Origin of the sequence: Janthinobacterium sp. FT14W (genome assembly GCF_009208755.1) — a bacterium.
In the GTDB taxonomy this organism is placed as follows: Bacteria; Pseudomonadota; Gammaproteobacteria; order Burkholderiales; family Burkholderiaceae_D; genus Janthinobacterium; species Janthinobacterium violaceinigrum.
This window is the reverse complement of the sequence record NZ_WFLL01000006.1, coordinates 148,363-172,008: the sequence shown is the minus strand read 5'-3', so window position 1 is coordinate 172,008 and position 23,646 is coordinate 148,363. Positions and strand designations below refer to the sequence as shown.

The 23,646-nt window shown below is 63.2% G+C and carries 20 protein-coding genes; 11 read left to right on the top strand and 9 right to left on the bottom strand.

Annotated features, from left to right (window positions below):
* Positions 1 to 134 precede the first annotated feature (134 nt).
* The gene (locus tag GCN74_RS06865; protein ID WP_226938914.1) at positions 135 to 3,473 is read left to right on the top strand and encodes a DEAD/DEAH box helicase; all 3,339 of its coding nucleotides are present in this window, start codon (positions 135 to 137) and stop codon (positions 3,471 to 3,473) included.
* Between the two features lie 132 nt (positions 3,474 to 3,605).
* Here GCN74_RS06865 and GCN74_RS06860 read toward each other — a convergent pair whose 3' ends face one another.
* Both GCN74_RS06860 and GCN74_RS06855 read right to left on the bottom strand, forming a co-directional pair.
* On the bottom strand, positions 3,606 to 5,021 hold the full coding sequence (locus tag GCN74_RS06860; RefSeq protein WP_152255951.1) for a heavy metal sensor histidine kinase: 1,416 nt from the start codon (positions 5,019 to 5,021) through the stop codon (positions 3,606 to 3,608).
* Positions 5,018 to 5,728: a heavy metal response regulator transcription factor gene (locus GCN74_RS06855; RefSeq protein ID WP_152255950.1), complete on the bottom strand. Its 711-nt coding sequence runs from the start codon at positions 5,726 to 5,728 to the stop codon at positions 5,018 to 5,020. Before GCN74_RS06855 ends, GCN74_RS06860 begins: the two co-directional genes overlap by 4 nt.
* Before the next feature lie 138 nt (positions 5,729 to 5,866).
* On the opposite strand from GCN74_RS06855, the gene uraH reads away from it, so the two are divergent.
* On the top strand, positions 5,867 to 6,277 hold the full coding sequence (gene uraH / locus GCN74_RS06850) for a hydroxyisourate hydrolase (RefSeq protein ID WP_152255949.1): 411 nt from the start codon (positions 5,867 to 5,869) through the stop codon (positions 6,275 to 6,277).
* A gap of 15 nt (positions 6,278 to 6,292) precedes the next feature.
* Here uraH and GCN74_RS06845 read toward each other — a convergent pair whose 3' ends face one another.
* On the bottom strand, positions 6,293 to 6,991 hold the full coding sequence (locus tag GCN74_RS06845) for a glutathione binding-like protein (RefSeq protein WP_152255948.1): 699 nt from the start codon (positions 6,989 to 6,991) through the stop codon (positions 6,293 to 6,295).
* 201 nt (positions 6,992 to 7,192) lie between these two features.
* Here GCN74_RS06845 and GCN74_RS06840 point away from each other — a divergent pair, with 201 nt between their 5' ends.
* The gene (locus tag GCN74_RS06840; RefSeq protein ID WP_152255947.1) at positions 7,193 to 7,618 is read left to right on the top strand and encodes a hypothetical protein; all 426 of its coding nucleotides are present in this window, start codon (positions 7,193 to 7,195) and stop codon (positions 7,616 to 7,618) included.
* Positions 7,619 to 7,634: 16 nt separating this feature from the next.
* Here GCN74_RS06840 and GCN74_RS06835 read toward each other — a convergent pair whose 3' ends face one another.
* Positions 7,635 to 9,281, bottom strand: a complete 1,647-nt coding sequence (locus GCN74_RS06835) for a methyl-accepting chemotaxis protein (protein ID WP_152255946.1) — start codon at positions 9,279 to 9,281, stop codon at positions 7,635 to 7,637.
* 287 nt (positions 9,282 to 9,568) lie between these two features.
* On the opposite strand from GCN74_RS06835, the gene GCN74_RS06830 reads away from it, so the two are divergent.
* Both GCN74_RS06830 and GCN74_RS06825 read left to right on the top strand, forming a co-directional pair.
* Positions 9,569 to 9,997 (top strand): EamA family transporter, encoded by a 429-nt coding sequence (locus GCN74_RS06830; RefSeq protein WP_226938913.1) that lies wholly within the window; start codon positions 9,569 to 9,571, stop codon positions 9,995 to 9,997.
* Positions 9,998 to 10,070: 73 nt separating this feature from the next.
* Complete coding sequence (locus tag GCN74_RS06825) at positions 10,071 to 10,436, top strand: hypothetical protein (protein WP_152255945.1); 366 nt, start codon at positions 10,071 to 10,073, stop codon at positions 10,434 to 10,436.
* Here GCN74_RS06825 and GCN74_RS06820 read toward each other — a convergent pair.
* Entirely contained in the window at positions 10,430 to 10,867 is a 438-nt protein-coding gene (locus GCN74_RS06820; protein ID WP_152255944.1) for a hypothetical protein, read from the bottom strand. The genes GCN74_RS06825 and GCN74_RS06820 overlap by 7 nt on opposite strands.
* Positions 10,868 to 11,057: 190 nt before the next feature.
* Here GCN74_RS06820 and GCN74_RS06815 point away from each other — a divergent pair, with 190 nt between their 5' ends.
* Positions 11,058 to 11,876 carry an AraC family transcriptional regulator gene (locus GCN74_RS06815; protein WP_152255980.1) on the top strand — a complete coding sequence of 273 codons (819 nt, stop codon included), beginning with the start codon at positions 11,058 to 11,060 and terminating at the stop codon, positions 11,874 to 11,876.
* Positions 11,877 to 11,922: 46 nt separating this feature from the next.
* On the opposite strand, the gene folE is transcribed toward GCN74_RS06815, so the two are convergent.
* Together folE and nudC are read right to left on the bottom strand one after the other, a co-directional pair.
* Positions 11,923 to 12,489 (bottom strand): GTP cyclohydrolase I FolE, encoded by a 567-nt coding sequence (gene folE, locus GCN74_RS06810; RefSeq protein ID WP_034754386.1) that lies wholly within the window; start codon positions 12,487 to 12,489, stop codon positions 11,923 to 11,925.
* Positions 12,490 to 12,566: 77 nt separating this feature from the next.
* A complete protein-coding gene (gene nudC / locus GCN74_RS06805; RefSeq protein ID WP_152255943.1) occupies positions 12,567 to 13,403 on the bottom strand; it encodes an NAD(+) diphosphatase in 837 nt (278 codons plus the stop codon).
* Between the two features lie 292 nt (positions 13,404 to 13,695).
* Here nudC and GCN74_RS06800 point away from each other — a divergent pair, with 292 nt between their 5' ends.
* From GCN74_RS06800 to GCN74_RS06780, 5 genes are all read left to right on the top strand, one after another.
* Positions 13,696 to 16,029 (top strand): catecholate siderophore receptor Fiu, encoded by a 2,334-nt coding sequence (locus GCN74_RS06800; protein ID WP_152255942.1) that lies wholly within the window; start codon positions 13,696 to 13,698, stop codon positions 16,027 to 16,029.
* 386 nt (positions 16,030 to 16,415) lie between these two features.
* On the top strand, positions 16,416 to 17,729 hold the full coding sequence (locus GCN74_RS06795) for a dicarboxylate/amino acid:cation symporter (protein WP_152255941.1): 1,314 nt from the start codon (positions 16,416 to 16,418) through the stop codon (positions 17,727 to 17,729).
* A gap of 106 nt (positions 17,730 to 17,835) precedes the next feature.
* Positions 17,836 to 18,828, top strand: a complete 993-nt coding sequence (locus GCN74_RS06790; RefSeq protein ID WP_152255940.1) for a porin — start codon at positions 17,836 to 17,838, stop codon at positions 18,826 to 18,828.
* A 246-nt stretch (positions 18,829 to 19,074) separates the two neighbouring features.
* Complete coding sequence (locus tag GCN74_RS06785) at positions 19,075 to 20,982, top strand: sensor histidine kinase (protein WP_152255939.1); 1,908 nt, start codon at positions 19,075 to 19,077, stop codon at positions 20,980 to 20,982.
* The gene (locus GCN74_RS06780) at positions 20,975 to 22,318 is read left to right on the top strand and encodes a sigma-54-dependent transcriptional regulator (protein WP_152255938.1); all 1,344 of its coding nucleotides are present in this window, start codon (positions 20,975 to 20,977) and stop codon (positions 22,316 to 22,318) included. The genes GCN74_RS06785 and GCN74_RS06780 overlap by 8 nt, the downstream gene beginning before the upstream one ends.
* Here GCN74_RS06780 and GCN74_RS06775 read toward each other — a convergent pair whose 3' ends face one another.
* The gene (locus GCN74_RS06775) at positions 22,319 to 23,056 is read right to left on the bottom strand and encodes a metallophosphoesterase family protein (protein WP_152255937.1); all 738 of its coding nucleotides are present in this window, start codon (positions 23,054 to 23,056) and stop codon (positions 22,319 to 22,321) included.
* The gene (locus GCN74_RS06770; RefSeq protein ID WP_152255936.1) at positions 23,053 to 23,625 is read right to left on the bottom strand and encodes a GNAT family N-acetyltransferase; all 573 of its coding nucleotides are present in this window, start codon (positions 23,623 to 23,625) and stop codon (positions 23,053 to 23,055) included. Before GCN74_RS06770 ends, GCN74_RS06775 begins: the two co-directional genes overlap by 4 nt.
* Positions 23,626 to 23,646: the final 21 nt, after the last annotated feature.

Below are 23,646 nucleotides of genomic sequence, written 5' to 3'. Positions count from 1 at the left end.
GTTGCTGCCTGGCTTTTTTTCGTCTGCAAACCCCACTTTTTTTGCGGCAAAGCCCGCGCAATAGACAAAAGTGCAAAACGTGCACCGCGCATACGCTTTACAATCCTCGCTCGCTTTACAAAATATTGGTCATCATGAATCAGGCAGAACAGCAGCGCCTCCTGGCTATCCTGGAGTATTGGCACAAGATCGAATTCTTTATCCCGTTTGACCTGAATCAAATCACGGACGTTGAAGACCAGTCCGCCGTGCGTCTCCTCCACCGCGAACAGCTGGCGCAATTGCCGCCGCAGTTCGCCACGCAATGGCAAGTACCGTCCGACCGCGAAATCGACGGCTTTAGCCTGTTCCTCGGCGTGTTCGACAAGGCTGAAATCAACAAGGCCTGTCCCGCCCCCGCCGGACCGGAAAACATTGCCGAAACAGAAAAAACAGAATTGCTGGGACGCTCGTGCTTTGCCCGCCTGTCACTCAATGCGCTGGGCGAACCGCAGTTCGATCCCGTATCCGTGTCGACCTTGCCGTGGGCGCTGGGCCGCGCCCGCACGCCGGACTGGTCGGGCCTGAGCCTGGACGCCTTCAGCGACAGCCAACTGGCGCTGCAGGACAGCCTGCGCAACTTCGCGGCAAGCCGCGCGGCGCAGCAGATAACAGACGAAGCCGGCAATGTCTCATCTCCCCTGTCCGGCATGGAGATCGCCGCGCTGGCCGACCTGCTGCGCGACTGGGCCGGCTTCCACCCGTCGGCAGGCCAGCCGCTGGCCGTACTGGAATTGCGCACGCGCAAGAAACGCGCGGCCGTGACGGAAGCCGACCTGGCGGAAACGAGCCAGAACCGCACCCTGGACTTTGGCGACGCGGTGGAACCAAGCATCGATATCCTCAACAGTTTTTACCTCGACGACCTGGAACAGATCATCCGCGCCTTGCGCGGCGGCAAGCTGCCAGCCACCGTGGCCGCCTATCTGACGCCGCTGGCGCAGGATGAGCGCATCGACCTGTACAGCCCGGCCGGACGCCAGGCGCTGGCCGCCATGCTCAATCCCGCCAACATGAACCGCGGACACTGGCTGGAAGACGCCAGCTACGCCATGAGCCTGATGCAGCAGTTCGCCATCCACGGCGCGCGCACGGCCTTGCACGAACGGGGCATTTTTTCCGTCAACGGCCCGCCGGGCACGGGCAAGACGACGTTATTGCGTGAATTGTTCGCCGACAACATCGTGCGCCGCGCCGCCGTGCTGTCCTGCCTGGACCGCGCTGCCGATGCCTTCATCGGCAAGGTGGCCGTGGCCTTCGAAGGCGTGCGCGACCCCATCACCATCGCCCGCTTGCGCCCGGAACTGACGGGCTTTGAAATGGTCGTCGCCTCGTCGAACAATGCGGCGGTGGAAAATATTTCCGGCGATTTACCGAAGCCCAAGCAACTGGGCAAGGAATGGGCGCGCACGCGCTATTTCGAAAGCGTGGCGCGCCGGGTCGTGGCCGATGGCAATGGCGCCAACCGCGCCCTGGCCGAACAGGACGCGCCATGGGGCTTGATGTCCTGTGCACTGGGCAATAACGCGAACCGCCGCCGCTTCGTCAGCAATTTCTATGACGACGACTGGGACAAGGGCACGCCGCGCAAGACGCCGAACGCGCAGAATATCCGCCAATGGCTGGCCAGCTACCAGGGCGTCAGCTTTGCCCAGGCGGCCCGCGAGTTTCGAGAAACGGAACACGTGGTGGAAAAGGCCCTGGCCGAGCATGCCCAGTACGCTGCCCTGTGGCAAGCCGTGGGCACGTGCACGCAAGACGATTTCATCGAGGCCAGCCAGCACGCGCTGATTGCCGCAGAACAAGAAATGGATGCGGCCAACGGCGCCCTGGCCGGCGCGCTGGCGCAGCAGGACACCCTGCTTGCCAGCAAGAAGGAATTGCTGGAAGAAGAACGCCTGGTGGCGCTGACGCAGCCCGGTTTCTTTGCCCGATTGTTCCGCACGGCACCGGCGCGCGCCTACAAGGACGCCGTCGTGGCCAATGCCGAAGCGCAACGCCAGGCTGCGCGCGACGTGTCCGCCATCAAGCTGCTGCTGAAAGGCGAACTGGAGCCCCGCTGCGAGCGCGCCCGCAACAGCCTGCACATCGCCCTGCGCACGGCGCAGACGCGCCAGCGCGAATGGGATGACAGCACGGAACTGCTGCGCCGCGCGCGCATGCGCTTTCCCACCATTATGGCGCCGGCCACCCTGGACGAGCTGGACGGCGACGCCCTGCAAATTGGCGGCCTGTGGCATGAACCGGCGCTGGCGCGCCTGCGCTCGCGCCTGTTCGCCAAGGCCCTGGCCCTGCACGAAGCCTGGCTGGCGGAGGTGGCGAAAAAGGGCGGACCTGGATTTGGCGGCAACTTGCTGGCCGTCTCCAAATTGCTGAAAAACAAGCGCGCCTACGACCAGTCGCACATCGCCATGGTGTGGCACAGCCTGTTCATGGTGGTGCCCGTCGTGTCGACCACGTTCGCCTCGTTCGCGCGCCAGTTCCAGGGCATGGGCCCCGAATCGCTGGGCTGGCTGTTCATCGATGAAGCAGGCCAGGCCGTGCCGCAAGCGGCGCTGGGCAGCCTGTGGCGCGCCAAGCGCGCCGTCGTCGTGGGCGACCCGCTGCAGATCGAACCCGTGTTCACGGTGCCGGGCCGCCTCGTGCAGACCTTGTCCGCCCTGTCGCCGCACACGCGCGATGGCAGTTACGCGCCGACCGCCGTTTCCGTGCAGACCCTGGCCGACAAGGCCAACCGCTATGGCGCCGTCGTCGGCGCCCACAGCGAAAAACCCTTGTGGATAGGCAGCCCCCTGCGCGTGCACCGCCGCTGCGTGGAACCGATGTTCTCATTGGCCAACAGCATCGCCTACGAAGACAAGATGGTCTACGGGCTAGCTGAGCGCACGCCGCCGGCCGGCGCGCGTGGACTCGCGCGGGGCCCCAGCCGCTGGATCGACGTCGCCGGCCCCGTCAGCTACAAGCAGGTGGTGCCGGTGCAGCTCGATTTCGTGCTGGAAGTGCTGCTGAAACTGTACCGCCGCGACGGCAAGCTGCCCGACATGTATGTGATCACGCCATTCAAGGCCGTGCGCAACGAATTGCGCTCGCGCATCGTCGACATGGACTGGGACCGCCGCCTCGGCTATGGCAAGGCGCCGACGGCGCGCGAATTGCGCCAGTGGAGCAGCCAGATGGTGGGCACCGTGCACACCTTCCAGGGCAAGGAGCAAAGCGTGGTGATGCTGGTCCTCGGTGCCGACGACAGCACGGCCGGCGCCGCACTATGGGCGGCCGCCACGCCGAACCTGCTCAACGTGGCCCTGACGCGCGCCCAGCATCATGTGTACGTCGTCGGCAACCCGCTGCTGTGGGGACGGTTGCCGCACTTTACCTCCGCCTGCGCGCAATTGCCGCATACGGGCATGCATGAGTTTTTGGTGGAGATGGGCTGACGGCCACATGACCATGCGTTGCTGCGCAGGTCGGATTAGCGCGGCAACGCCGCGCGTCATCCGACATCTCCGCTGCCGCCAACACTGCGTCGGATTACGGCCCTTGGCCTCGGCGGCCCCGCCTAATCCGACCTACGCGCCGCGCTGCTGGAGCGGAAACATCAAGGTAAACGTCGTGGCGGCCGCATCGGACGCCACCGTCGCGCTGCCGCCGTGCAATTGCATGATGGCCGTGACGATGGCCAGGCCCAGGCCCGTGGAAGCGGCCGAATCGCTGCGGGCGGGGTCGGCGCGGTAGAAGCGGTCGAACAGGTGCGGCAAGTGGCGCGCGGGAATGGCGGGACCGAGGTTACTCACGCTCAATTCCACGCCCTCGTTCGTCGCGTGCGAACGCAGCAGGATGGTGCTGCCCGGCGCCGCGTGGCGGATCGCATTCGACAGCAGATTGCCCAGCGCGCGGCGCAGCAGTTGCGGTTCGGCCGTGACTTCGCCGCTGCCGTGGCAGGCCAGCGCCAGCCCCCGCTCTTCGGTCAAGCCTTCAAAGAAATCGGCCAGGCGCACAAACTCGTCCTGCACGGGCAAGGCTTGCTTGACGAGCACCATTTCATCTTGCTGCGCGCGCGCCAGGAACAGCATGCTGTCGATCATGCGCGACAGCCGTTCCAGCTCTTCCACATTCGACGACACCAGCTGTTCATACTCGTGCGCGCTGCGGGGACGGGCCAGCATGACCTGGCTTTGTCCCAGCAGATTGGTAACGGGCGTGCGGAATTCATGTGCGAGGTCGGCGGAAAACTGCGACAGGCGCGCATACCCTTCCTGCAGCCGCGCCAGCATGGCATTGAGCGCCTGGATCAGGGGCAGGAGTTCCGTGGGCGCGCCACGTGCCTCCAGTTGCTGGCCCAGCTTGCCCGGCCGCACCAGTGCCGCATGGGCGGCGATATTGCGCAGCGGCCCCAGTCCCCGCAACAGCATCACGCTGGCCAATATCGCCGCCACCAGCGCGCTGACGGCCACCGACACGACGATCTGCCAGCGGTAGGCGGCAAACATGGCCGTGCGGTCGCCGTAGACCCGGGCAACGGAAATATCGGCCATCTGCGCAGGATCGCCGATGCGCGCGCTGGCCGCCACGACCCGGGCCGGATAACCGTCGCGGCTGGTCCAGCTGACGATGTCGCCGGCCGTGACGGGTGCATCGACGGCCACGGGTACAGGATGCGCCACCGCCTCGCCGTGCGGGTTGACATCGATCAAACGGGTGCCATCGGCGCGCACGATGCGGACCAGGGAATTCTCTTGTCCGCTCATGGTGTCGCGGAAATACTGGGGTCGCTCGCGGATGATGTCCAAGGTGCCCGCATTGCCCAATAGCTGCTGGATCTGCCGCAGTTTACCCAGCAATAAAATGTCGTCGCGGCGTTCGATTTCCGCCACGAACGAGCGGTACAGATGCATGCCCAGCCCGGCCGACACGAGCGCCACGATCAGCACGAACACGAGCGTGACGCGCAGGGTCAGCGAGCGGCGGAGTTGCGCCAGCTTCATGCGGCCGCGCCCTCGTCGGGTGCACTGGGCGCGCGCAATTCGCAGACATAGCCCATGCCCCGCAAGGTGTGGATCAGCTTGGGTTCGAACGGGTCGTCGAGCTTGCTGCGCAGGCGGCGGATGGCCGCGTCGATGACGTTGGTATCGCTCTCGAAATTGATGTCCCACACTTGCGAGGCGATGATGGAGCGCGACAGCACTTCGCCCTGGCGCCGCGCCAGCAGATGCAGCAGGCCGAATTCCTTGGCCGTCAGGGTGATGCGCTGGCCTTGCCGGCTGACCTTGCGTTTCATCACATCGATTTCCATGTCGCCGATACGGATCACGTCGTCTTCGCGGGGCGGTCCCCGGCGCAGCAGGGTGCGGATGCGCGCCACCAGTTCCGCAAACGCAAACGGTTTCACCAGGTAATCGTCGGCGCCCAGTTCCAGCCCTTTGACGCGGTCCTGCACCTCGTCGCGCGCCGTGAGGAAGATGACGGGCACATCCGCGCCGCCCTCCTGCAAGCGCAGCGCGCGCAACACTTGCCAGCCATCCATGATGGGCAGCATGACGTCGAGCACGATCAAATCGGGCGCCTGCGTGCCGGCCATGTGCAGGCCGTCGCGGCCATTGCGCGCCAGGCTGACCGTAAAGCCGGATTCGGCCAGACCGCGCAGCAGATAGTCGCCCGTCTTCGGTTCGTCTTCGATGACCAGGATGCGCATGGGGGCTTTCCAAAGAGAATATCAGACCATTCTACGCCGCGCGCCGGGCGCCGCGGATGATAAAAATGTCATGCGGCGATCATCTTCTCGTAGTGCAACACCCACCATACTGGCGCCATCACATTCAGGGAGCAGCACATGAAACATGTTTTTTTCCGCAGCATCCTGCTGCTGGCTTACGCAGGCGCCTGCACATTGGCCGTGGCCGCCAATCCGCTCAGCGTGCACATCCTCGACTTGCAAAGCGGCCAGCCGACGCCGGGCGTGACGGTGACCCTGGAGCAAAAGAAGGGAGATGACTGGAAGCAATTGAGCAGCGCCGTAACAAATGCGCAGGGGCGCATCGCAGCCATGTATCCCGTTGATGCGCCCATGCAGGCGGGCGACTACCGCATCGTGTTTCAAACAGGCGAACACTATGCACGGCTGAAACAGGAAACCTTCTTCCCGGAAATCCCCGTGCAATTTCACGTGGAAAAGACCGACCAGCACTATCACATTCCCTTGCTGCTCAGTCCTTTCGGTTTTTCCACATATCGGGGTAACTGAGGGAACATCTAAAACCTAAGCGAGCGTCTTCGCCGTCTGGCCGAACAGCACGCTTTTCGCATCCTCGCTGACGGTGGGCTGCACATTGATCTCGGCCGCCCGCGCATACGCGCGCACGGTGGCGGGACGGGCGGCAATGGCCGCGAACCAGCGCGCCAGGTGCGGGAAATCTTCCAGCTTCTGGCGCTGGCGCGCATGCGGCACGATCCACGGATAGATCGCCATGTCGGCGATGGAATAGCTGTCGCCGGCCACGAATGCGCGGTCCGCCAGACGCTTGTTCAGCACGCCGTATAACCGGTTCGTTTCGTTCACGTAGCGCGTGATCGCATACTCGATGGGCTCGGGCGCGTATTGCACGAAATGGTGGTTCTGTCCCGCCATGGGGCCCAGTCCCCCCATTTGCCAGAACAGCCATTGCATCACCTCGGCGCGTCCCCGCACGTCGGCCGGCAGGAATTGCCCGCTTTTCTCGGCCAGGTATTGCAGAATGGCGCCCGACTCGAACAGGGACAGGGGCGCGCCGCCGTCTTCCGGCGCCTGGTCGACGATGGCGGGGATGCGGTTGTTCGGCGCGATGGCGAGAAACTCGGGCTTGAACTGCTCGCCCTTGCCGATATGTACGGGAATGATGTTGTAGGGGATGCCCGCTTCTTCCAGGAACATCGTCACTTTGTGCCCGTTGGGCGTGGTCCAGTAATAGAGGTCGATCATCGTGGTCTTTCCAGGTAGATAAGTAGGGCAGGCGAGCTCCGCATAACTATTGTCGCGCCGCAACTGGTGTGCATGGATATAATGCCACGTAAGCGAAAAACAAGACGGCGCCCAAGCGAGGCAAGCGCCCACTCGCGCCGTCACGCAGGCATCCCGATATTCCAGAGCACAAATCCAGAGTACAAACAAAGAAAGCCGACCATGCGCAAACTCCTGATCGTCATGCTGTCCGTCCTGCTGTCAGGCTGTGTCCAGGACTTCGCCATCTATCTGTTCGACGGCCAGGACCACTCGCTGACCGTGCGCCGCCAGCAACGTTATTTTTGGCAAGATACCGTGGAAGTGCAGCTGATGGCCACCAATCTGCCGCAATGCCAGCGCCTGCATACGCTGTCGACGGATGCGCCAGCCGACATCAAGGTGGAGCTGTTTGCGGCCGGCGAGGGCGTGTGGAATATCCGCATGGGCAAGCAGCTGTGGCAGGCGGAAACGAATACCTGCAATGAGCTGACGGAAATGGAAAACGACCCGAAAGCCGACCTGGGCCAGCCGGTCGGGCAATTCGTGGTCGTCGACGACAAGCTGGAATTCGAGCCGGCGCCGCCAGCGGCGCCGCCCGCCCAGTAAGTCCTGAGCGAAACGCCTAGCGCGCCGCCAGGCTGCGCAGCGGCTTTCTTGCCACGGCGCGCGGCGCGGCAGCCGAAGCGGCCGCCAGGCGCGGCGCCGTCCCCGATTCCTGCGCCGACAGCTTGAAGCGCGCCACCAGCTGCGCCAGCACGGCCGCCTGGTCCTGCATGCTGGACGCCGCCGCAGCCGCCTCTTCCACCAGCGCCGCATTTTGCTGCGTCACGCTGTCCATCTCCGTGATGGCCTGGTTCACATGGCCGATGCCCGTGCTTTGCTCGTGCGAGGCAGCCGTGATGTCGGCCATGATGTCGGTTACGCGCGAGACGGAGGCGACCACCTGATCCATGGTCGTGCCCGCCTGTGCGACGAGGGTGCTGCCGGCCGCGATGCTGTCGACGGAAGCGCCGATCAGTTCCTTGATTTCCTTCGCCGCGCCAGCGGACCGCTGGGCCAGATTGCGCACTTCCGACGCCACCACGGCAAAGCCGCGGCCCTGTTCGCCGGCGCGCGCCGCTTCCACGGCCGCGTTCAGGGCCAGGATATTCGTCTGGAAGGCGATGCCATCGATGACGCCGATGATGTCGACGATCTTGCGCGACGAAGCGTTGATGGTGTCCATGGTGCCGATCACTTGCGCCACCACGGCGCCGCCCTGGCGGGCCACGGCGGAAGCGGACTGCGCCAGCTCATTTGCCTGCACGGCGTTGCCCGCGTTCTGCGTCACGGTCGAGGTCAGTTCCTCCATCGAAGCAGCCGTTTCTTCCAGCGAACTGGCTTGCATTTCCGTGCGCGCCGACAAGTCCATATTGCCGCTGGCAATCTCGCTCGATGCCGTGGCGATCGTCTCGGCGCTGTGGCGGATTTCGCTGATCGCGTCGACCAGGTTGGCCTGCATGGTTTTCATCGCGTACAGCACGCTGTGGCGGTCGTTGGCGTGCGTGCGCACGGCGCCGCTCAAATCGTTGTTGGCGATCTTTTCGGCCACGTCGGCAGCATACTCGGGGTCGCCGCCCAGCGCATGGCGCAGGCTGCGGTTGATGGCCACGACGACGGCGGCCAGCAAGGCGCACACCAGCAGCAGCACGCCCAGCGAGGTGATCAGCGACTGGCGGAAGGCCGCGTCGATATCGTCCATGTACACGCCCACGACAAGGGTCCAGGCCCACGGCTTGTAGGCCACCACGCGGCTCATCTTCGGTTCCGGATTCTTCTGGCCAGGACGGGGGAAATAATAGTGGACGAAGCCCTTGCCCGCATCGCTCTTGCCGACGGTAACGATGTCGCGGTACAGATAGGTGCCGTTGGCATCTTTGAAATCCGACATGTTCTTGCCGTTGGTTTGCGGCGCGGCGGGATTCATCACGACGACGGCATCGAGGTTGATGATGGACAAATAGCCGGTCTCGCCAAAGCGCATGCTCTTGATGACGGCCGTGGCCTGCTTTTGCGCCTCTTCCTTCGTCAGGGCGCCGCTGGCGGCCAGGTCGCCGAACATCTTGACGGCGCCCAGGCCCAGGTCGGCGGCATTGCTCAGGTCGGCGCTGCGCTCTTCGATGCGGATCTTGCGAATTTCCAGGGCGTTATAGACAAAAATAACGGTGATGCACAACAGGCTGCAAATCAGGGGAATCCATAACTTCTGCTGGAACGTCAATTTCTTCATGCTGTGTCTCCAACTATCTAAATGCGGCGATGGGGCGTGGCCCGCTTCCAGCTCTGCAGGCCAGGAATGCGGCGGCGACGGTGCTCTGGCGGCACCGTTCAGACTGCTTCAGCATACGCTCGAACGACCAATATTTACAATGCTGGGAAGCAATGAATTTTGCCCGGTGTTGTTAATGCGTTGCGACAATTGATGAGAATTGATGTTGCGTTGCAATAAAAATGGGGCAGCGGCCGTCGCTCTTTTACGCTACAGTCATTGCCATTCCCCACCGCGCAAGGAGTTCCATGTCGACCACCATGAGCTGGCAAGGCTTTGCCATCCTGTCGGCCGTGTTTGCGGCCCTGACGGCCATCCTGGGCAAGCTGGGCGTCGCCCACCTGAACAGCAATATGGCCACCTTGATACGCACGGGCGTCATCCTGCTGGTGACGGCCGCCATCATCTCGCTGCGCGCGGAGTGGCAGCGCCCCAGCGGCGGCAACTGGGTGGGCTGGACCTGCCTGATCGCCTCGGGCGTGGCCACGGGGCTGTCGTGGCTATGCTATTTCCGCGCGCTGCAGCTGGGCCCCGTCTCGCTGGTGGCGCCCGTCGACAAGCTCAGCGTGGCGCTGGTGATGCTGGCCGGCTGGCTGGTGCTGGGCGAGCCGTTCACCCTGAAAGCGGCGGCCGGCGGCGGCCTGATCGTGCTCGGCTCGCTGATTTTGCTACTGTGATGCATTCTCCGGCACGCGGCCGCGCGCCTGTGTCAGAATGCACGCCGCATAGATCGACACACGAAAGAACAGCATGACCAAGAATGAAGCCATGAAACGCATCAACGACCGCCTGGGCAAACCCACGCTGACGGACAAGAACACGCACTTTGCCAGCGTCGCCAGCTATGGCACGGACGAAGGCTGGTGGCTGAAGATTCCCTTCCTGACCTTCAAGCAGGAATTGCACTTCATCCTCAACAATGAAAAGACCAAGAGCTTCCAGCACCTGAAGATCGGCGCCAACCAGATCCTCAGCCCCGGCATGAAATTCCGCAGCACGGGCGGCGCGGCCGACGCCTTCATGTCGGCCTCGGCGCCGAAACGCCTGGTCGACCTGCTCGACGGCGGCAGCAAGTACAACTTCACCAAGCATCTGGTCAGCGAATACCGCTACTGATGCGCGGCCGTGCTGCCGTCGCCCGGCGGCAGTTGCGGCGGCAGCCACGCCTTGAGCAAATGCTGGGCGATGTCGAGCGCGTCGTCGCGGCTGGTGCCGAAATGCAGGGGATAGCCCCAGAACTTGCCGAACAAAACGGCAAAGGCCTTGCCGGCCAGGCGCTTGGCGGCGCTCGGTTCGACCAGCACCATGCCCTGGATGTAGGCGCGGATGGCGGCCTTGTTCTGCTTCATCCACAGTGAAGCCCGCTTGCGCTCCTCCTGCGGGTGTCCATGCCCGTCTTCGTCAAAGCCTTCCTCGCTGAGGATGACAAACGCCTGCCGGCGCGCCAGCAGCGCGTCGAATTGCGCGAACAAGGCATCGGCCTGGAAGCTGGACGCGCTGTCGCGGCGCATCCAGACGAGGGGAAATGTGGAAAAATCGAGTTGCATGGGATCACTCCTTCAAGGGGTTGCCGTTCCTCCTCACCTTCATCAGAACACTGGCGGCGGCGGTTGCCGTTGAAGCGGGGCTGCGGATGTGCACACGATACCGTTGGCGGCATTGCACGTCATTGCATAAAATAGCCACAATATTATTCAATCCAGCCAACACCCCATGCCTCATCCATTACTGCCCAGCATGCTGACGGCCCACCTGGGCCTGGACACCGGCGCTTCCATCATCGATTTCGACGTCGATGGCGTGCTGCGCCCGCTGCTGGCCGTGGGCCTGGCCAGCGTGCCCGAGGACGCGGAGCAGGCGCCGCACCAGCATCGCAAGGGGCAGTTGCTGTATGCCACGCGGGGCGTGATTCATTGCGAGGTAGAAAGCGGCGTGTGGATCGTGCCGCCCCAGTGCGCCGTGTGGATACCGGGCGGCCTGATGCATGCGGCGCAGGGCGTGGGCGAAGCCGAATGCTATTGCCTGTTTGTCGAGCCAGCCATGGCGCCGGCCCTGCCTGCCGTCTGCTGCACCGTGGCCGTCTCGCCCCTGCTGCGCGAACTGATCGCCAAGGCGGCCAGTTTTCCCACCCTGTACGCGCTGCACGGCGCGCAGGAACGCCTGGTGGCCACCCTGCTCGACGAGCTGGCGGCCGCGCCCGTGGAAGACTTGCATTTGCCGATACCGCGCGATGCGCGCCTGCGCCGCCTCGCTTCGCTGCTGCTGGCGCAGCCGGCCGATAAAAGCACCCTGGCCGCATGGGCCGGCCGCATCGGCATGAGCGAACGCAGCATGACCCGGCAGTCCCTGGAGGAAATGGGCATGAGCGTGGGCCGCTGGCGCCGGCAATTGCACGTCATCCTGGCCTTGCAGCGGCTGGCGCAAGGCCACAGCGTGAAAGCGGTGGCGCTGGAACTCGGCTACGAAAACACCAGTGGCTTTGTCACCATGTTCCGCAAGGCCGTGGGCAAGCCGCCGGCGCGTTACCTGGCGGAACGGGAATCCGGCAGAGCATAAAAAAAAGGCGGCATCAGCCGCCTTCGTCCTGCATCGTCGCCAAAAATCAGCTTTCGCGCGCCAGGGCCAGGAATTCCGTGCGCAGCGCCAGATTCGGCTGCATCTCGCCCAGCATGGCCGAGGTGATGGTTTCTTCGCCCGGCGTGCGGATGCCGCGGCTTTCCATGCACAGGTGGCGGCAGCGCACGACCACGCCCACCGACTTCGGTTCCAGCACTTCCATCAGCGCATTGGCGATCTGCATCGTCATGCGTTCCTGCACTTGCAGGCGCTTGGAGAAGCAATCGACCAGGCGCGTCAGCTTCGACAGGCCGACGATCTTGCCATTGGGCACGTAGCCGATGGTGGCCTTGCCGAAGAACGGCGCCAAGTGGTGTTCGCAATGGCTGTAGACGGGGATGCCGCGCACGACGATCAGCTCGTTGTACTGCTCCGCGCCGTCTTCGAAGGCTTTCAGCAAATCGACCGGGTCCTGGCCATAGCCCGACGTCCAGTGCTTCCAGGCCTTGGCCACGCGCGCCGGCGTTTCCAGCAAGCCAGGACGCTGCGGGTCTTCGCCAAAGCTGCTGATCAGCCGGCGCCAGTCGTTTTCGGAGAATTCTTCTTGAGACATGCTAAAACACCCTAAAATTTGCAATTGCCGCCAGTATATAGAAAATGTGGCAGGCTGCCTGAGCAGCCGCTGCTTTCCTACTGCGCCGGCGGTCGGTGCGCCTGCACCAGCAGCGCGGAGATCGACACGCTCGACGTCGCTTCCGGCCACGCGTCGCCGGGCCCGAACCAGCGCGCCTCGGCGATCTCGTTCTCGTCCAGGCGGATGTCGCCATCGAGGTAATCGGCCGTAAACGCGATCATCAGCGAATGGGGAAACGGCCAGGACTGGCTCATGAAATACTGCAGCTTATGCACGCGCAAGCCCACCTCTTCCATCACTTCGCGGTGCACGGCTTCCTCGATCGATTCGCCCGCTTCCAGGAAACCGGCCAGCGGGCTGAAGCGCTGCGACGGCGAGTGCTTGTGCATGGCCAGCAGCACCTGGTCGCCCTTGCGTATCAACACCATCATGGCAGGCGAAATGCGCGGATACGCGAGCATGCCGCAGGCGGCGCACGTGAAGCAGCGCTCGCCGCGCGTGCGCTGCATGGGCGTGGCGCACACGCCGCAATGGCGGTGCGTGCGCGCCCATTCGGCCAGCTGCGCGGCGCGGCTGGCCAAGCCCAGGAAACCGTCGTCGACGGCATTGAACAAACTGCGCATGCCGTGCCAGCCCAGGCCGCCATCGGCGGGCAACGCTTCCTCATCGGCCCAGACGGTCTGGCAATAGCGGCCCTGCCACAGGCCCACGGGCTGGGCGCGGCGCACGTCCATACCGAGCGCCGCCACCTCGGCGGCAGTGGGCAAGAGCAACTGGGGCGCACGCAACAGCAGCCGCCCCCGGTGAAACACAAATGTGAGCGCCTGGTCGGCGGCCGGGGCCGGTTCAGGCGCATCGATCAGGGGGACAAAGGCATCGGGAGTGTGGAGCATGCTGGCAGTCAATTGTAAAGGTTGCTCATCATACTCCCGCTGCCAGGCGCCTGCGCGCGTAGCAGCGGCCGGCCTGCAAAGCAAGCATTCATGCGGCATCACAGTGTTTTTTTTCCGATACCCGTAATCCGTTGCGTAAACGATACTGATAACGATTCTCATTTACGGAATAGCGCCCAATTATTACAATGTCGCACAACCCGTCTCCACCGCCAGCCACTTGTCCGCCTGCAATTGCACCGCGCGCAGCGCCAGCCAGGAACCACTACCCTGACCTTATCGAGAGAGCAAGATGGCAATCAAGAGCCGCAAACACGCCCCAAACCGTTTCAACCAGCACATCGGCGCCGCCCTGGCCGTGATGCTGCTGCCCGTCGCCGCCCAGGCGGCCGATCCGGCCGGCCAAAGCGCCCCCGCATCGCAGCAAACCCTGAACGAAATCAAGGTCGTGGGCTCCAAGGAAAATGATTTCAAGGCCGAAAAAGCTTCGTCGCCGAAATACACGGAAGAGCTGGTCAATACGCCGCAAACCATCGTCGTGATCAAGAAGGAATTGATCGAACAGCAAGGCGCGCTGACCCTGACGGACGCGCTGCGCAACACGCCAGGCGTGGGTACTTTTTTCCTCGGTGAAAACGGCAACACGAACACGGGCGACGCCGTCTACATGCGCGGCTTCGACTCGTCGGGCAGCATCTATGTCGATGGCGTGCGCGACGTGGGCTCCATCTCGCGCGACGTCTTCAACATCGAACAGATCGACGTGCTGAAGGGCCCGGCGGGCACGGACAGCGGCCGCGGTTCGCCCACCGGTTCGATCAACCTGGTCAGCAAGACGGCCACCATGGAAAACAAATTCAACTCCCTGCTGACGGCGGGCAGCGGCAAGCAGAAGCGTGCCACGGCCGACTGGAACCGCATCCTCGACACCGACTCGGGCACGGCCTTGCGCCTGAACCTGATGACGCAGGACAGCGGCAACCCGGCACGCGATGAAGTCAAGAACAAGCGCTGGGCCTTCGCGCCCACCGTCACCTTCGGCATCGGCAAGCCGACGCGCATCACGGCCAGCTATCTGCACGTGGACCAGGACAACGTGCCCGACGGCGGCGTGCCCACCATCGGCCTGCCCGGCTATTCGACGCCGGACACCATCACGAAGACTAACCCCGTCATCCGCACCTTCCTGAACGGCGCGGCCAGGGTCGACCCGAAGAATTTCTACGGCTCCACCTCGGACTACGACAAGATCAAGGCCGACATGGGCACCTTGCGCATCGACCATGATTTCTCGCCCAATGTGCAGCTGCAAAACACCACGCGCTACGGCAAGACCAAGCAGGACTATCTGCTGACGGCATTCATGGGCAGCACCGCCAACCTGAAGACGCCGGTCGCCACCGATCCGTCGACCTGGACCCTGGCACGCTCGCTGCGCACCGTCAAGGACCAGGAAAACACGATCCTGACCAACCAGACCGTGGTCAGCGCGCAATTCGACACGGGCGTGCTCAAGCACTCGCTGGTGGCCGGCGCCGAATTCACCAGCGAAAAGCAGACCAACTACAGCTATGTGCCCGCCAGCCTGGGCACCTTGCCGGACGCCAATCTGTACCGGCCGAACCCGCGCGATACCGTCACCGGTCACAACCCCGTGCGCAGCGGCGCCTACACCGAAGGCGAAGTCAACACGCAAAGCCTGTATGTATTCGACACCGTCAAGTTCGGCGACAAGTGGATCTTCAACGGCGGCGTGCGTTTCGACCACTTCAACACCACGTATGATGCCGTCGCCCTGCAAGCGGCCGTGACGCCTCCCGCCGTACAGCCATTGCCGGTGGGCACGCCGATTCCCACCCACCTGACCCTGAGCGACACCTTGGCCAACGGCAAGATCTCGGCCATGTACAAGCCGACGCCGGACAGCAGCGTGTATGCCTTGCTGGCCACGTCGAAAGCGCCGCCTGGCGTCAATTTCGCCCTGAGCAGCGGCGCCAGCAGCGCGCAAAACCCGAGCTATGACCCACAGGAAACCCTCACCAAGGAAATCGGCACCAAATGGGACTTCCTGAAGCAAAAACTGTCGCTGTCGGCCGCCGTCTACCAGACCACCGTCAAGAATGAAGTGGAACAGGATCCCGTCATCCCCACCCTGTATTACCAGACCGGCAAGAAGCGCGTGGAAGGCCTGGAACTGGGCGTGGTGGGCGAGATCATGCCGAACTGGCTGGTCAGCGCCGGCTACACGCGCATGAATACCAAGGTCGAGTCGGGCAAGGTGGTCACGGCCAGCGGCATCAATAACCTCAGCTACACACCGAAACAGGCGTTCACCAGCTGGACTTCGTACACCCTGCCGTTTGGCCTGAAGATCGGCGGCGGCGCGCGTTACGTGGGTGAGATGCTGCGCGGCACCGATGGCGCCGTCGGCACGCCGGCCCGCGTGGATGCCTACTGGGTCTTCGACGCCATGGCAACCTATACCGTCAACAAGAACCTCGACTTGCAGCTGAACGCCTACAACCTGGCCGACAAGACCTATGTGGCGGCCATCAACAAGTCCGGCTTCCGCTACACCCCGGGCCAGCCCCGTTCGTTCAGCCTGACGGCAAATATCAAGTTCTGACCTCCAGCAAACAGGTATTGCGCAATATCAAGCCCCTCTCCGGAGGGGCTTTTTTATTGTCCTGATAATCTTGCCTTTTTGGCGCACCGCGCCCCTGCCGTGACTAGCGTATGAAAAGTCATACAGCGATGCCCTGCCGCGTCCAATATTTCGCGCAAGCGGGCTTGGTTGCGACTTCTTAGCAACAAAAAAAGCTTCCTTAAATCAACAACTTAAGAAGTTACGTACCGAATTTCAATTTCAGGCATATCCTTTGCTATGTACAGGTTTTGCTGCAAATAATCGCCAGCACGCAAGGGCTTGTTTTTGAGAAATATTGACTCCAAGCTTGAGTTGCTCGCTATCAATAATCCGCTCACAGCGGCGCTTCATTTGGAGGAGTCAAAATGAAAAAGAAACGGCCATTAACCCTGTACATCCTGATTGCCATGATCCTCGGCATTGCCGTCGGCTATGGATGCAACACCGCCTTCCCGGATGCCAAGCTCAGCGCTCAGATCGCTGGCAATATTTCCATCGTTACCGACGTCTTCCTGCGCCTGATCAAGATGATCATTGCGCTGCTGGTGTTCTCCACCCTGACGGTCGGCATCGCCCACATGGGCGACGGCAAGACGGCGGGCCGCATCGGCCTGAAAGCCATGTGCTGGTTCGTGGTCGCCTCGCTGGTGTCGCTGGCGCTGGGCATGGTGCTGTCGAACCTGATGCAGCTGGGCACCAACCTGGGCCTGCCATTGCCGGACGTACATGCGTCGACCAATTTGAAAACGGCCGCCTTCACCTTGAAAGATTTCTTCACGCACCTGGTGCCGAAATCGCCGATCGAGGCCATGGCCAACAATGAGATCCTGCAAGTGCTGGTGTTCTCGATCTTCTTCGGCGGCGCACTGGCCGGCCTGGGCGAATCGGGCAAGACCCTGACGGCCGTCGTCGACCAGCTGGCACAAGTCATGCTGCGCATCACGGGCACCATCATGAACCTGGCCCCACTGGCCGTGTTCGCCGCGATGGCTTCCGTCATCACCACGCACGGCCTGGGCGTGCTGGTCACGTTTGCCAAGTTCATGGGTGGCTTCTACCTGGGCCTGATGTGCCTGTGGGCCCTGCTGATCGCCGCCGGTTTCGTCGTCATCGGCCCCCGCGTCTTCACGCTGGTCGGCCTGATCCGCGAACCTTTCCTGTTGGCATTCTCGACGGCCAGCTCGGAGGCGGCGTATCCAAAACTGCTGACGGCGCTCGACCAGTTCGGCGTGGACCGCAAGATTTCCAGTTTTGTGTTGCCAATGGGCTACTCCTTCAACCTCGATGGCTCGATGATGTACTGCACCTTTGCCGTGCTGTTCATCGCGCAAGCCTACGGCATCGACCTGTCGATCGGCACGCAGATCACCATGCTGCTGCTGCTGATGCTGACCTCGAAAGGCATGGCCGGCGTACCGCGCGCCTCGCTGGTGGTGATTGCCGCTACATTGAACCAATTCAATATTCCAGAAGCGGGCCTGCTGCTGCTGATGGGTGTCGACCAATTCCTCGACATGGGCCGTTCGGCAACCAACGCGGTCGGCAATGCCGTCGCCACGGCCGTCGTCGCCAAGTGGGAAGGCGGCCTGGCCACCGAAGAAGAAGCAGCCGCGGCCAACGCGGCCAGCCAGAACACGGAAAGCCACTGGGGCGAAGCGGACCACGCTAGCAAGGCCTAAGGCGCCATGGCCCGCCACAAGCGGGCCATTTATTTGTTTTCATTGTTGAGTAACAAGCAGTCAGGTAGTGCGATCAGTAGTTATCCCCCTTACTAGAGAGATTCTCATGAAAAAAGTCCTGTTTACCCTGCTGGCCCTTGGCGCAGCTTCCGGCGGCGCGCTGGCCCAATCCAGCGTGACCATCTATGGCGTGGCCGATGCCGGCCTGGTGCTCGACAAGGATGCGGCAGGCGAGCGCGTCAATCGCGTCGCCTCGGGCGTGGCCTCCGGCTCGCGCATCGGCTTCAAGGGCAAGGAAGACCTCGGCGGCGGCATGTACGCCAACTTCGTGCTGGAAAGCGGTTTCAATATCGACACGGGCACCTCGGGCCAGGGCGGCTTGCTGTTCGGCCGCCAGGCGTATGTAGGCCTGTCCGGCAGCGCCGGCGCCATCACCCTGGGCCGCCAGTACTCGCCGTACTACCTGGCCCTGCGCGACGTGGCCGACCCGTTCGTCATCGGCCTGGCCGGCACGGCCTCGAACCTGATGGTGACGAATATCCGCGTCGACAACATGGTGCAATACACCACGCCGACCTACAGCCACCTGTCGGCCGACTTCGCATATGGCTTCGGCGAAGTGGCCGATGACAATGCGAAAAACCGCAGCCTGGGCGGCGCCGTGCACTACATCGACGGCCCGCTGAACGTGACCCTGACGCACCACCGCAAGGAAAACGCGCTGGCCACCCAGCAGACGCGCAACACCCTGCTGGCCGCCCGCTACGACTTCGGCGTGCTGCAAGGTAACTTCGGCTATGCCGACAACCGCGCCCTCGACAACAGCAAGAGCAACGACCTGCTGGTCGGCCTGAGCGCCCCGTTCGGCGCCACCAAGCTGGTCGCGTCCTACATCCGCCACAACGACAAGAGCAACCTGAACCGTGACGCCCAGCAATGGGCCATCGGCGCCTACTACGCCCTGTCCAAGCGCAGCGACCTGTACACCGGTTACGGTCACATCAGCAACAAGAACGGTGCCACCTTCGTCGTCGGCAATGCCACGGACAATGGCACCGGCAACAGCGGCTTTAACTTGGGCATGCGCCATACATTCTAAGGACGTCGGCCAAAATCTACTGCGCGGCGCGCTTTGCGGCCGGCGATGCTCACCGTACTAAAGTACGGTTGCGCTTCTCGGCCACAAATCGCTGCCGCTCGCTACGATTTTGTCGGACGTCGTGATGTTTGTGGAATATGCGTCAAGTACGCTGCAGGCCGCCGGATTACTTTCCGGCGGCTTTTTTTATGTTGAGGTACATCAAGATGCGATACTGTGGGTTCTTGCAAGTTGGCACCTGATTTTATGAATAGCAGCAGCAAACCACCTCTTTCCTGGCGCCAGCGCCTGTCGCAACGCTCGGGCCGCGAAACGCTGGCCTGGGGCGTGGTGCTGGCCGCCTGCCTGGCCACCGTCTGGCTCGTGTATTTCTGGACCGAGCGCATCGCCATCGGCAAGCTGCAGGCCAGCGGCGCGCAGCGCCTCGAGGTGTATGTCAGCAGCCTGGAAAATGCGCTGGAGAAATACGACTTCCTGCCCAAGACCCTGGAGCTGAACCGCGACGTGATCCGCCTGCTGCAGCATCCGGAAGACCCGGTGCTGGTCGATACGGTCAACCATTATCTCGAGCAGATGAATGCCCAGGCGAAATCCTCGACCATCTTCATCAGCAACCTCGACGGCAACACGCGGGCCGCCAGCAACTGGCAAGGACCGGACAGCTTCATTGGCGACAATATCTCATTCCGCCCGTATGCCCAGGACGCCCTGCGCGGCACGCCGGGCCGCTTCTATGGCGTGGGAACGACGCGGCTGGAACCCGGCTATTTCTTTGCCCATGGCATCTACCAGAATGGCCACATGCTGGGCCTGGCAACGGTGAAGGTCAACCTGGAAAACCTGGAAAAACGCTGGGTGCAGGGCGCCGACAAGGTGATGCTGGCCGATGAGCACGGCGTGATCTTCCTCAGCTCCATGCCCGACTGGAAATACCGCACCCTGGCCCCGCTGTCGCCCGCCATCGTCGAAGAACTCAACCGCACGCGCCAGTATTACTCGAAGCAGCTCGAACCGATCCCCTTTGTTTCCGACCGCCAACTGGGCAACGGCGCGCGCGTGATCAGCGTGCGCGAGCAGGAACACCCCGATACGCCGCCGAAGACCAGCTCCAGCGTGATGACGCAGATCAAGCTGAAGTCGCCGCAAGGCTGGACCTTCATTTATTTGTCCGACCTGGCGCAAGCGAAGGCCAGCGCGCGCGCGGCGGCCGCCTTCTCCTGCGTGCTGCTGGGCTTTTTCATGCTGCTGTTCTTTTACCTGCGCCAGCGCCGCGCGGCCGTGGCGCAAAAATTGCGCGCCCGCGAAGACCTGCAACATGCGTACGACAACCTGGAAGCCATGGTCGAGGAACGCACGTCGGAACTCAATGCCATGACGCAAAGCCTGAGCCAGGAAATCGACGTGCGCAGCAAGGCCGAGCAAAAACTCCACATCACGCAAAACGAACTCTTCCAAGCGGGCAAGATGGCCGTGCTGGGGCAAATGTCCGCCAGCATCACGCATGAACTGAACCAGCCGCTGACGGCGCTGCGCACCATGTCCGACAATGCCGTCATCCTGCTGGAGCGGGGACGGCTCGACGACGCGCGGCGCAACCTGGCGAAGATCTCGCAAATTGCAGCCAGGATGGGGACCATTACGGGCCAATTGAAGATTTTTGCGCGCAAGTCGACGACCAGCCTGACCTCCGTGTCGATTCCCACGGCGATCAGCAACGCCCTGTTCCTGGTCGAACGCCGCCTGCAGGTTGAAAACGTGCGCTTCACCCTGCAATTACCGCCCGAAGACATCTTCGCCATGTGCGAAAGCAACCGCCTGGAGCAGGTGCTGGTGAACCTGTACGCCAACGCGCTCGACGCCATGAACGGCAGCGACGTGCGCAGCCTGCGCGTGGCCGTCGAATGCACGCCGGAGCACGTCCTGATCCACGTGGCCGACACGGGACCGGGCCTGTCGACGGAAGTATACGAACACCTGTTCGAACCGTTCTTCACCACCAAGCCGCAAGGCCTGGGACTGGGTCTGGGACTGGCCATTTCCGAACAGATCACGCGCCAGTTCGGCGGCGTGCTGCGGGCCGAAAACGCGCCCGGCGGCGGCGCCATCTTCACCATCGAACTACAGATTGCAACGCAGGAGGAAAAACATGTTTGACGGCTTGAAGGTCTTGCTGGTCGAGGACGACCCCACCGTACGCGAAGGCAGCGAGCAGGCACTGCAGCTGGCCGGCCTGGACGTGCTGGCCTTCCACTCGGCCGAACTGGCCTATAAACTGCTGACGCCGGATTTCCCCGGCATCGTGGTCAGCGACGTGCGCCTGCCCGGCATGAGCGGCCTGGAATTGCTGCAGGCGGTCAAGACGCTCGATGCCAACCTGCCCGTGATCCTCGTCACGGGCCACGGCGACATCACCATGGCCGTGCACGCCATGCGCACGGGCGCCTACGACTTCATCGAAAAGCCCTATTCGTCCGAGCAGCTGGTCGACGTCATCCTGCGCGCGCTGGAAACGCGGCGCCTCACCCTGGAAGTGCACAGCCTGCGCCGCCAGCTCGAGGACGGCGGCGGCATCGAAGCGCGCTTGCTGGGCAATTCCGTGGCGATGCGCGACATACGGCGATTGATCCTCGACGTTGCCGACGAACCGGCCGACGTGCTGATCTATGGAGATACGGGCACGGGCAAGGAAATGGTGGCCCGCTGCCTGCATGACTTCAGCCATCGCCGCAAGCACAACTTCGTCGCCGTCAACTGCGGCGCGATTCCCGAAAGCATTTTTGAAAGCGAAGTCTTCGGCCACGAGCCGGGCGCGTTTACGGGCGCGGCCAAGCGCCAGGTGGGCAAGATCGAGCATGCGGACCAGGGCACTTTCTTCCTCGACGAGATCGAAAGCCTGCCCCTGTCCCTGCAAGTGAAGTTGCTGCGCGTGCTGCAGGAACGCTATATCGAACGGCTCGGCTCGAACGTGCCCACGCCCGTCGACGTGCGCGTGATCGCGGCGGCCAAGCTGGACCTGGAAGACTTGTCGCAGCAGCAGAAATTCCGCAGCGACCTGTACTACCGCCTGAACCTGATCGTGCTGCATTTGCCGCCCCTGCGCGAACGGCGCGAGGACATCCCCATCCTGTTCGAGCACTTCGTGCTGGCCGCTGCGGCCCGCTACAACCGCGCCGCGCCCGTCGTCTCCAGCGCGCAGATGCGCAACCTGATGGCCCATTCCTGGCCCGGCAATGTGCGCGAACTGCGCAATATCGCCGACCGCTTCGTGCTCGGTATCGCGGGTGGCGCGTCTAGCCTGCTGGCCGGCGGCCAAGCCAGTCCGCTGTCGCTGGCGGAACAGGTCAATGGCTTTGAACGCGCACTGATCGAACAGGAACTTCGCGCATATTCTGGCAACGTCAGCGAAGTGAGCGCAGTGCTCGGCTTGCCGAAACAGACCTTGTATCACAAGATGCAGAAATACAACCTGGTGGCCGAAGAGTTCAGGTAATCAAGCCACGCGGCCCGTGCGCAAGGGTACGGCCCAGTCGGGCCGGCCGTTCGCCAGCGCCAGCCGGGCCGCCTTTTCCCAGTCATACGCCACCGCATGCAACTGCGCCGTCCAGGCGCCGTCCGCGCCCCGTTCCGCGATGGCATAGCGCGCGTGGGGCGTGCCGTTTTCCATCACGTGCGGATAACCATGATCGTCGTCGTAGGCTTGCAAGCCCACGCTGCCCGGGTTGACGATCAGCCGTCCATCGGGCAGGCGCAGCTGGCGCGGCATGTGCGTGTGGCCGCACAGGATCAGGGCCGCATCGGCCGTGCCCGCGCGTTCGGCCACTTCAAGCGGCGTGGCGGCGCGGCTGCCTTGCGGCGTGACGCTGTCGAGAAAATATACGAGGTCGCTTTGCGGCGTGCCATGCACGAGCAGCACATCCTTGCGCAGGCGCAAGGTGGCAGGCAGCGCCGCTATCCACGCGAGTTGTTCAGGTAACAGTTGCGCGCGCGCAAAGGCGTCCGACACGCCCATGCGGGCAGGGTCGCCGAACAATTGCCGCTCATGGTTGCCGCGGATGGTGGGCAAGTCCAGCGCCATCAGGCGCGCCGCCGTGGCGCACGGCTGCAGGTGGCCCGAGACGATATCGCCGAGGTTGACGGTGACGTCCACGCCGCGCAGGGCGATGTCGGCCAGCACGGCCTCGAGCGCGTCGAGGTTGCCGTGGATATCAGAAATGGCGGCAATTTTCATGGTGTGATTCCCTCCCGTGCGCACCATTCTGCGCGCGTCAGCCGATACAGGCAATGCGTGCGCAAACGGTGGCCCGGCGGCAGGGCCGGATGCTCGAACGTGGCCGCATCGAGATGCATGCCCAGGCGCGCCATCAGCGCGCTCGAGCGCACGTTGGGCAAGGCCGTAAACGAGACGATTTCCGGCAGGTGCAAGCGTATAAAACCCGCCTGCAAGGCGGCCTGCGCCGCTTCCTGCGCGTAACCTTTTCCCCAGTAATCGAAGGCCAGGCGCCAGCCGATTTCCACGCACGGCGAGCACGGCAATTGCGCGTCGGGGATATGCAGTCCCGTCATGCCGATGAAGGCTGCGTTGTCGCGCAAGGACACGGCCCACAATCCCCAGCCCCGCTCGGAGATGAGGCCGCGGCAACGCTGCGCCATGGCGTCGCTGGCCTCGCGCGACAGGGTAGCGGGAAAGCAGGCCATCACGCGGGGATCCCCATTCAGGGCGGCAAAAGGCAGCAGGTCGCTGTCGCCCCATTGGCGCAGCAACAAGCGCGGCGTCGTCAATTCGATGATCTGTTGCATATGTTTTTCCTCTCTTGACTG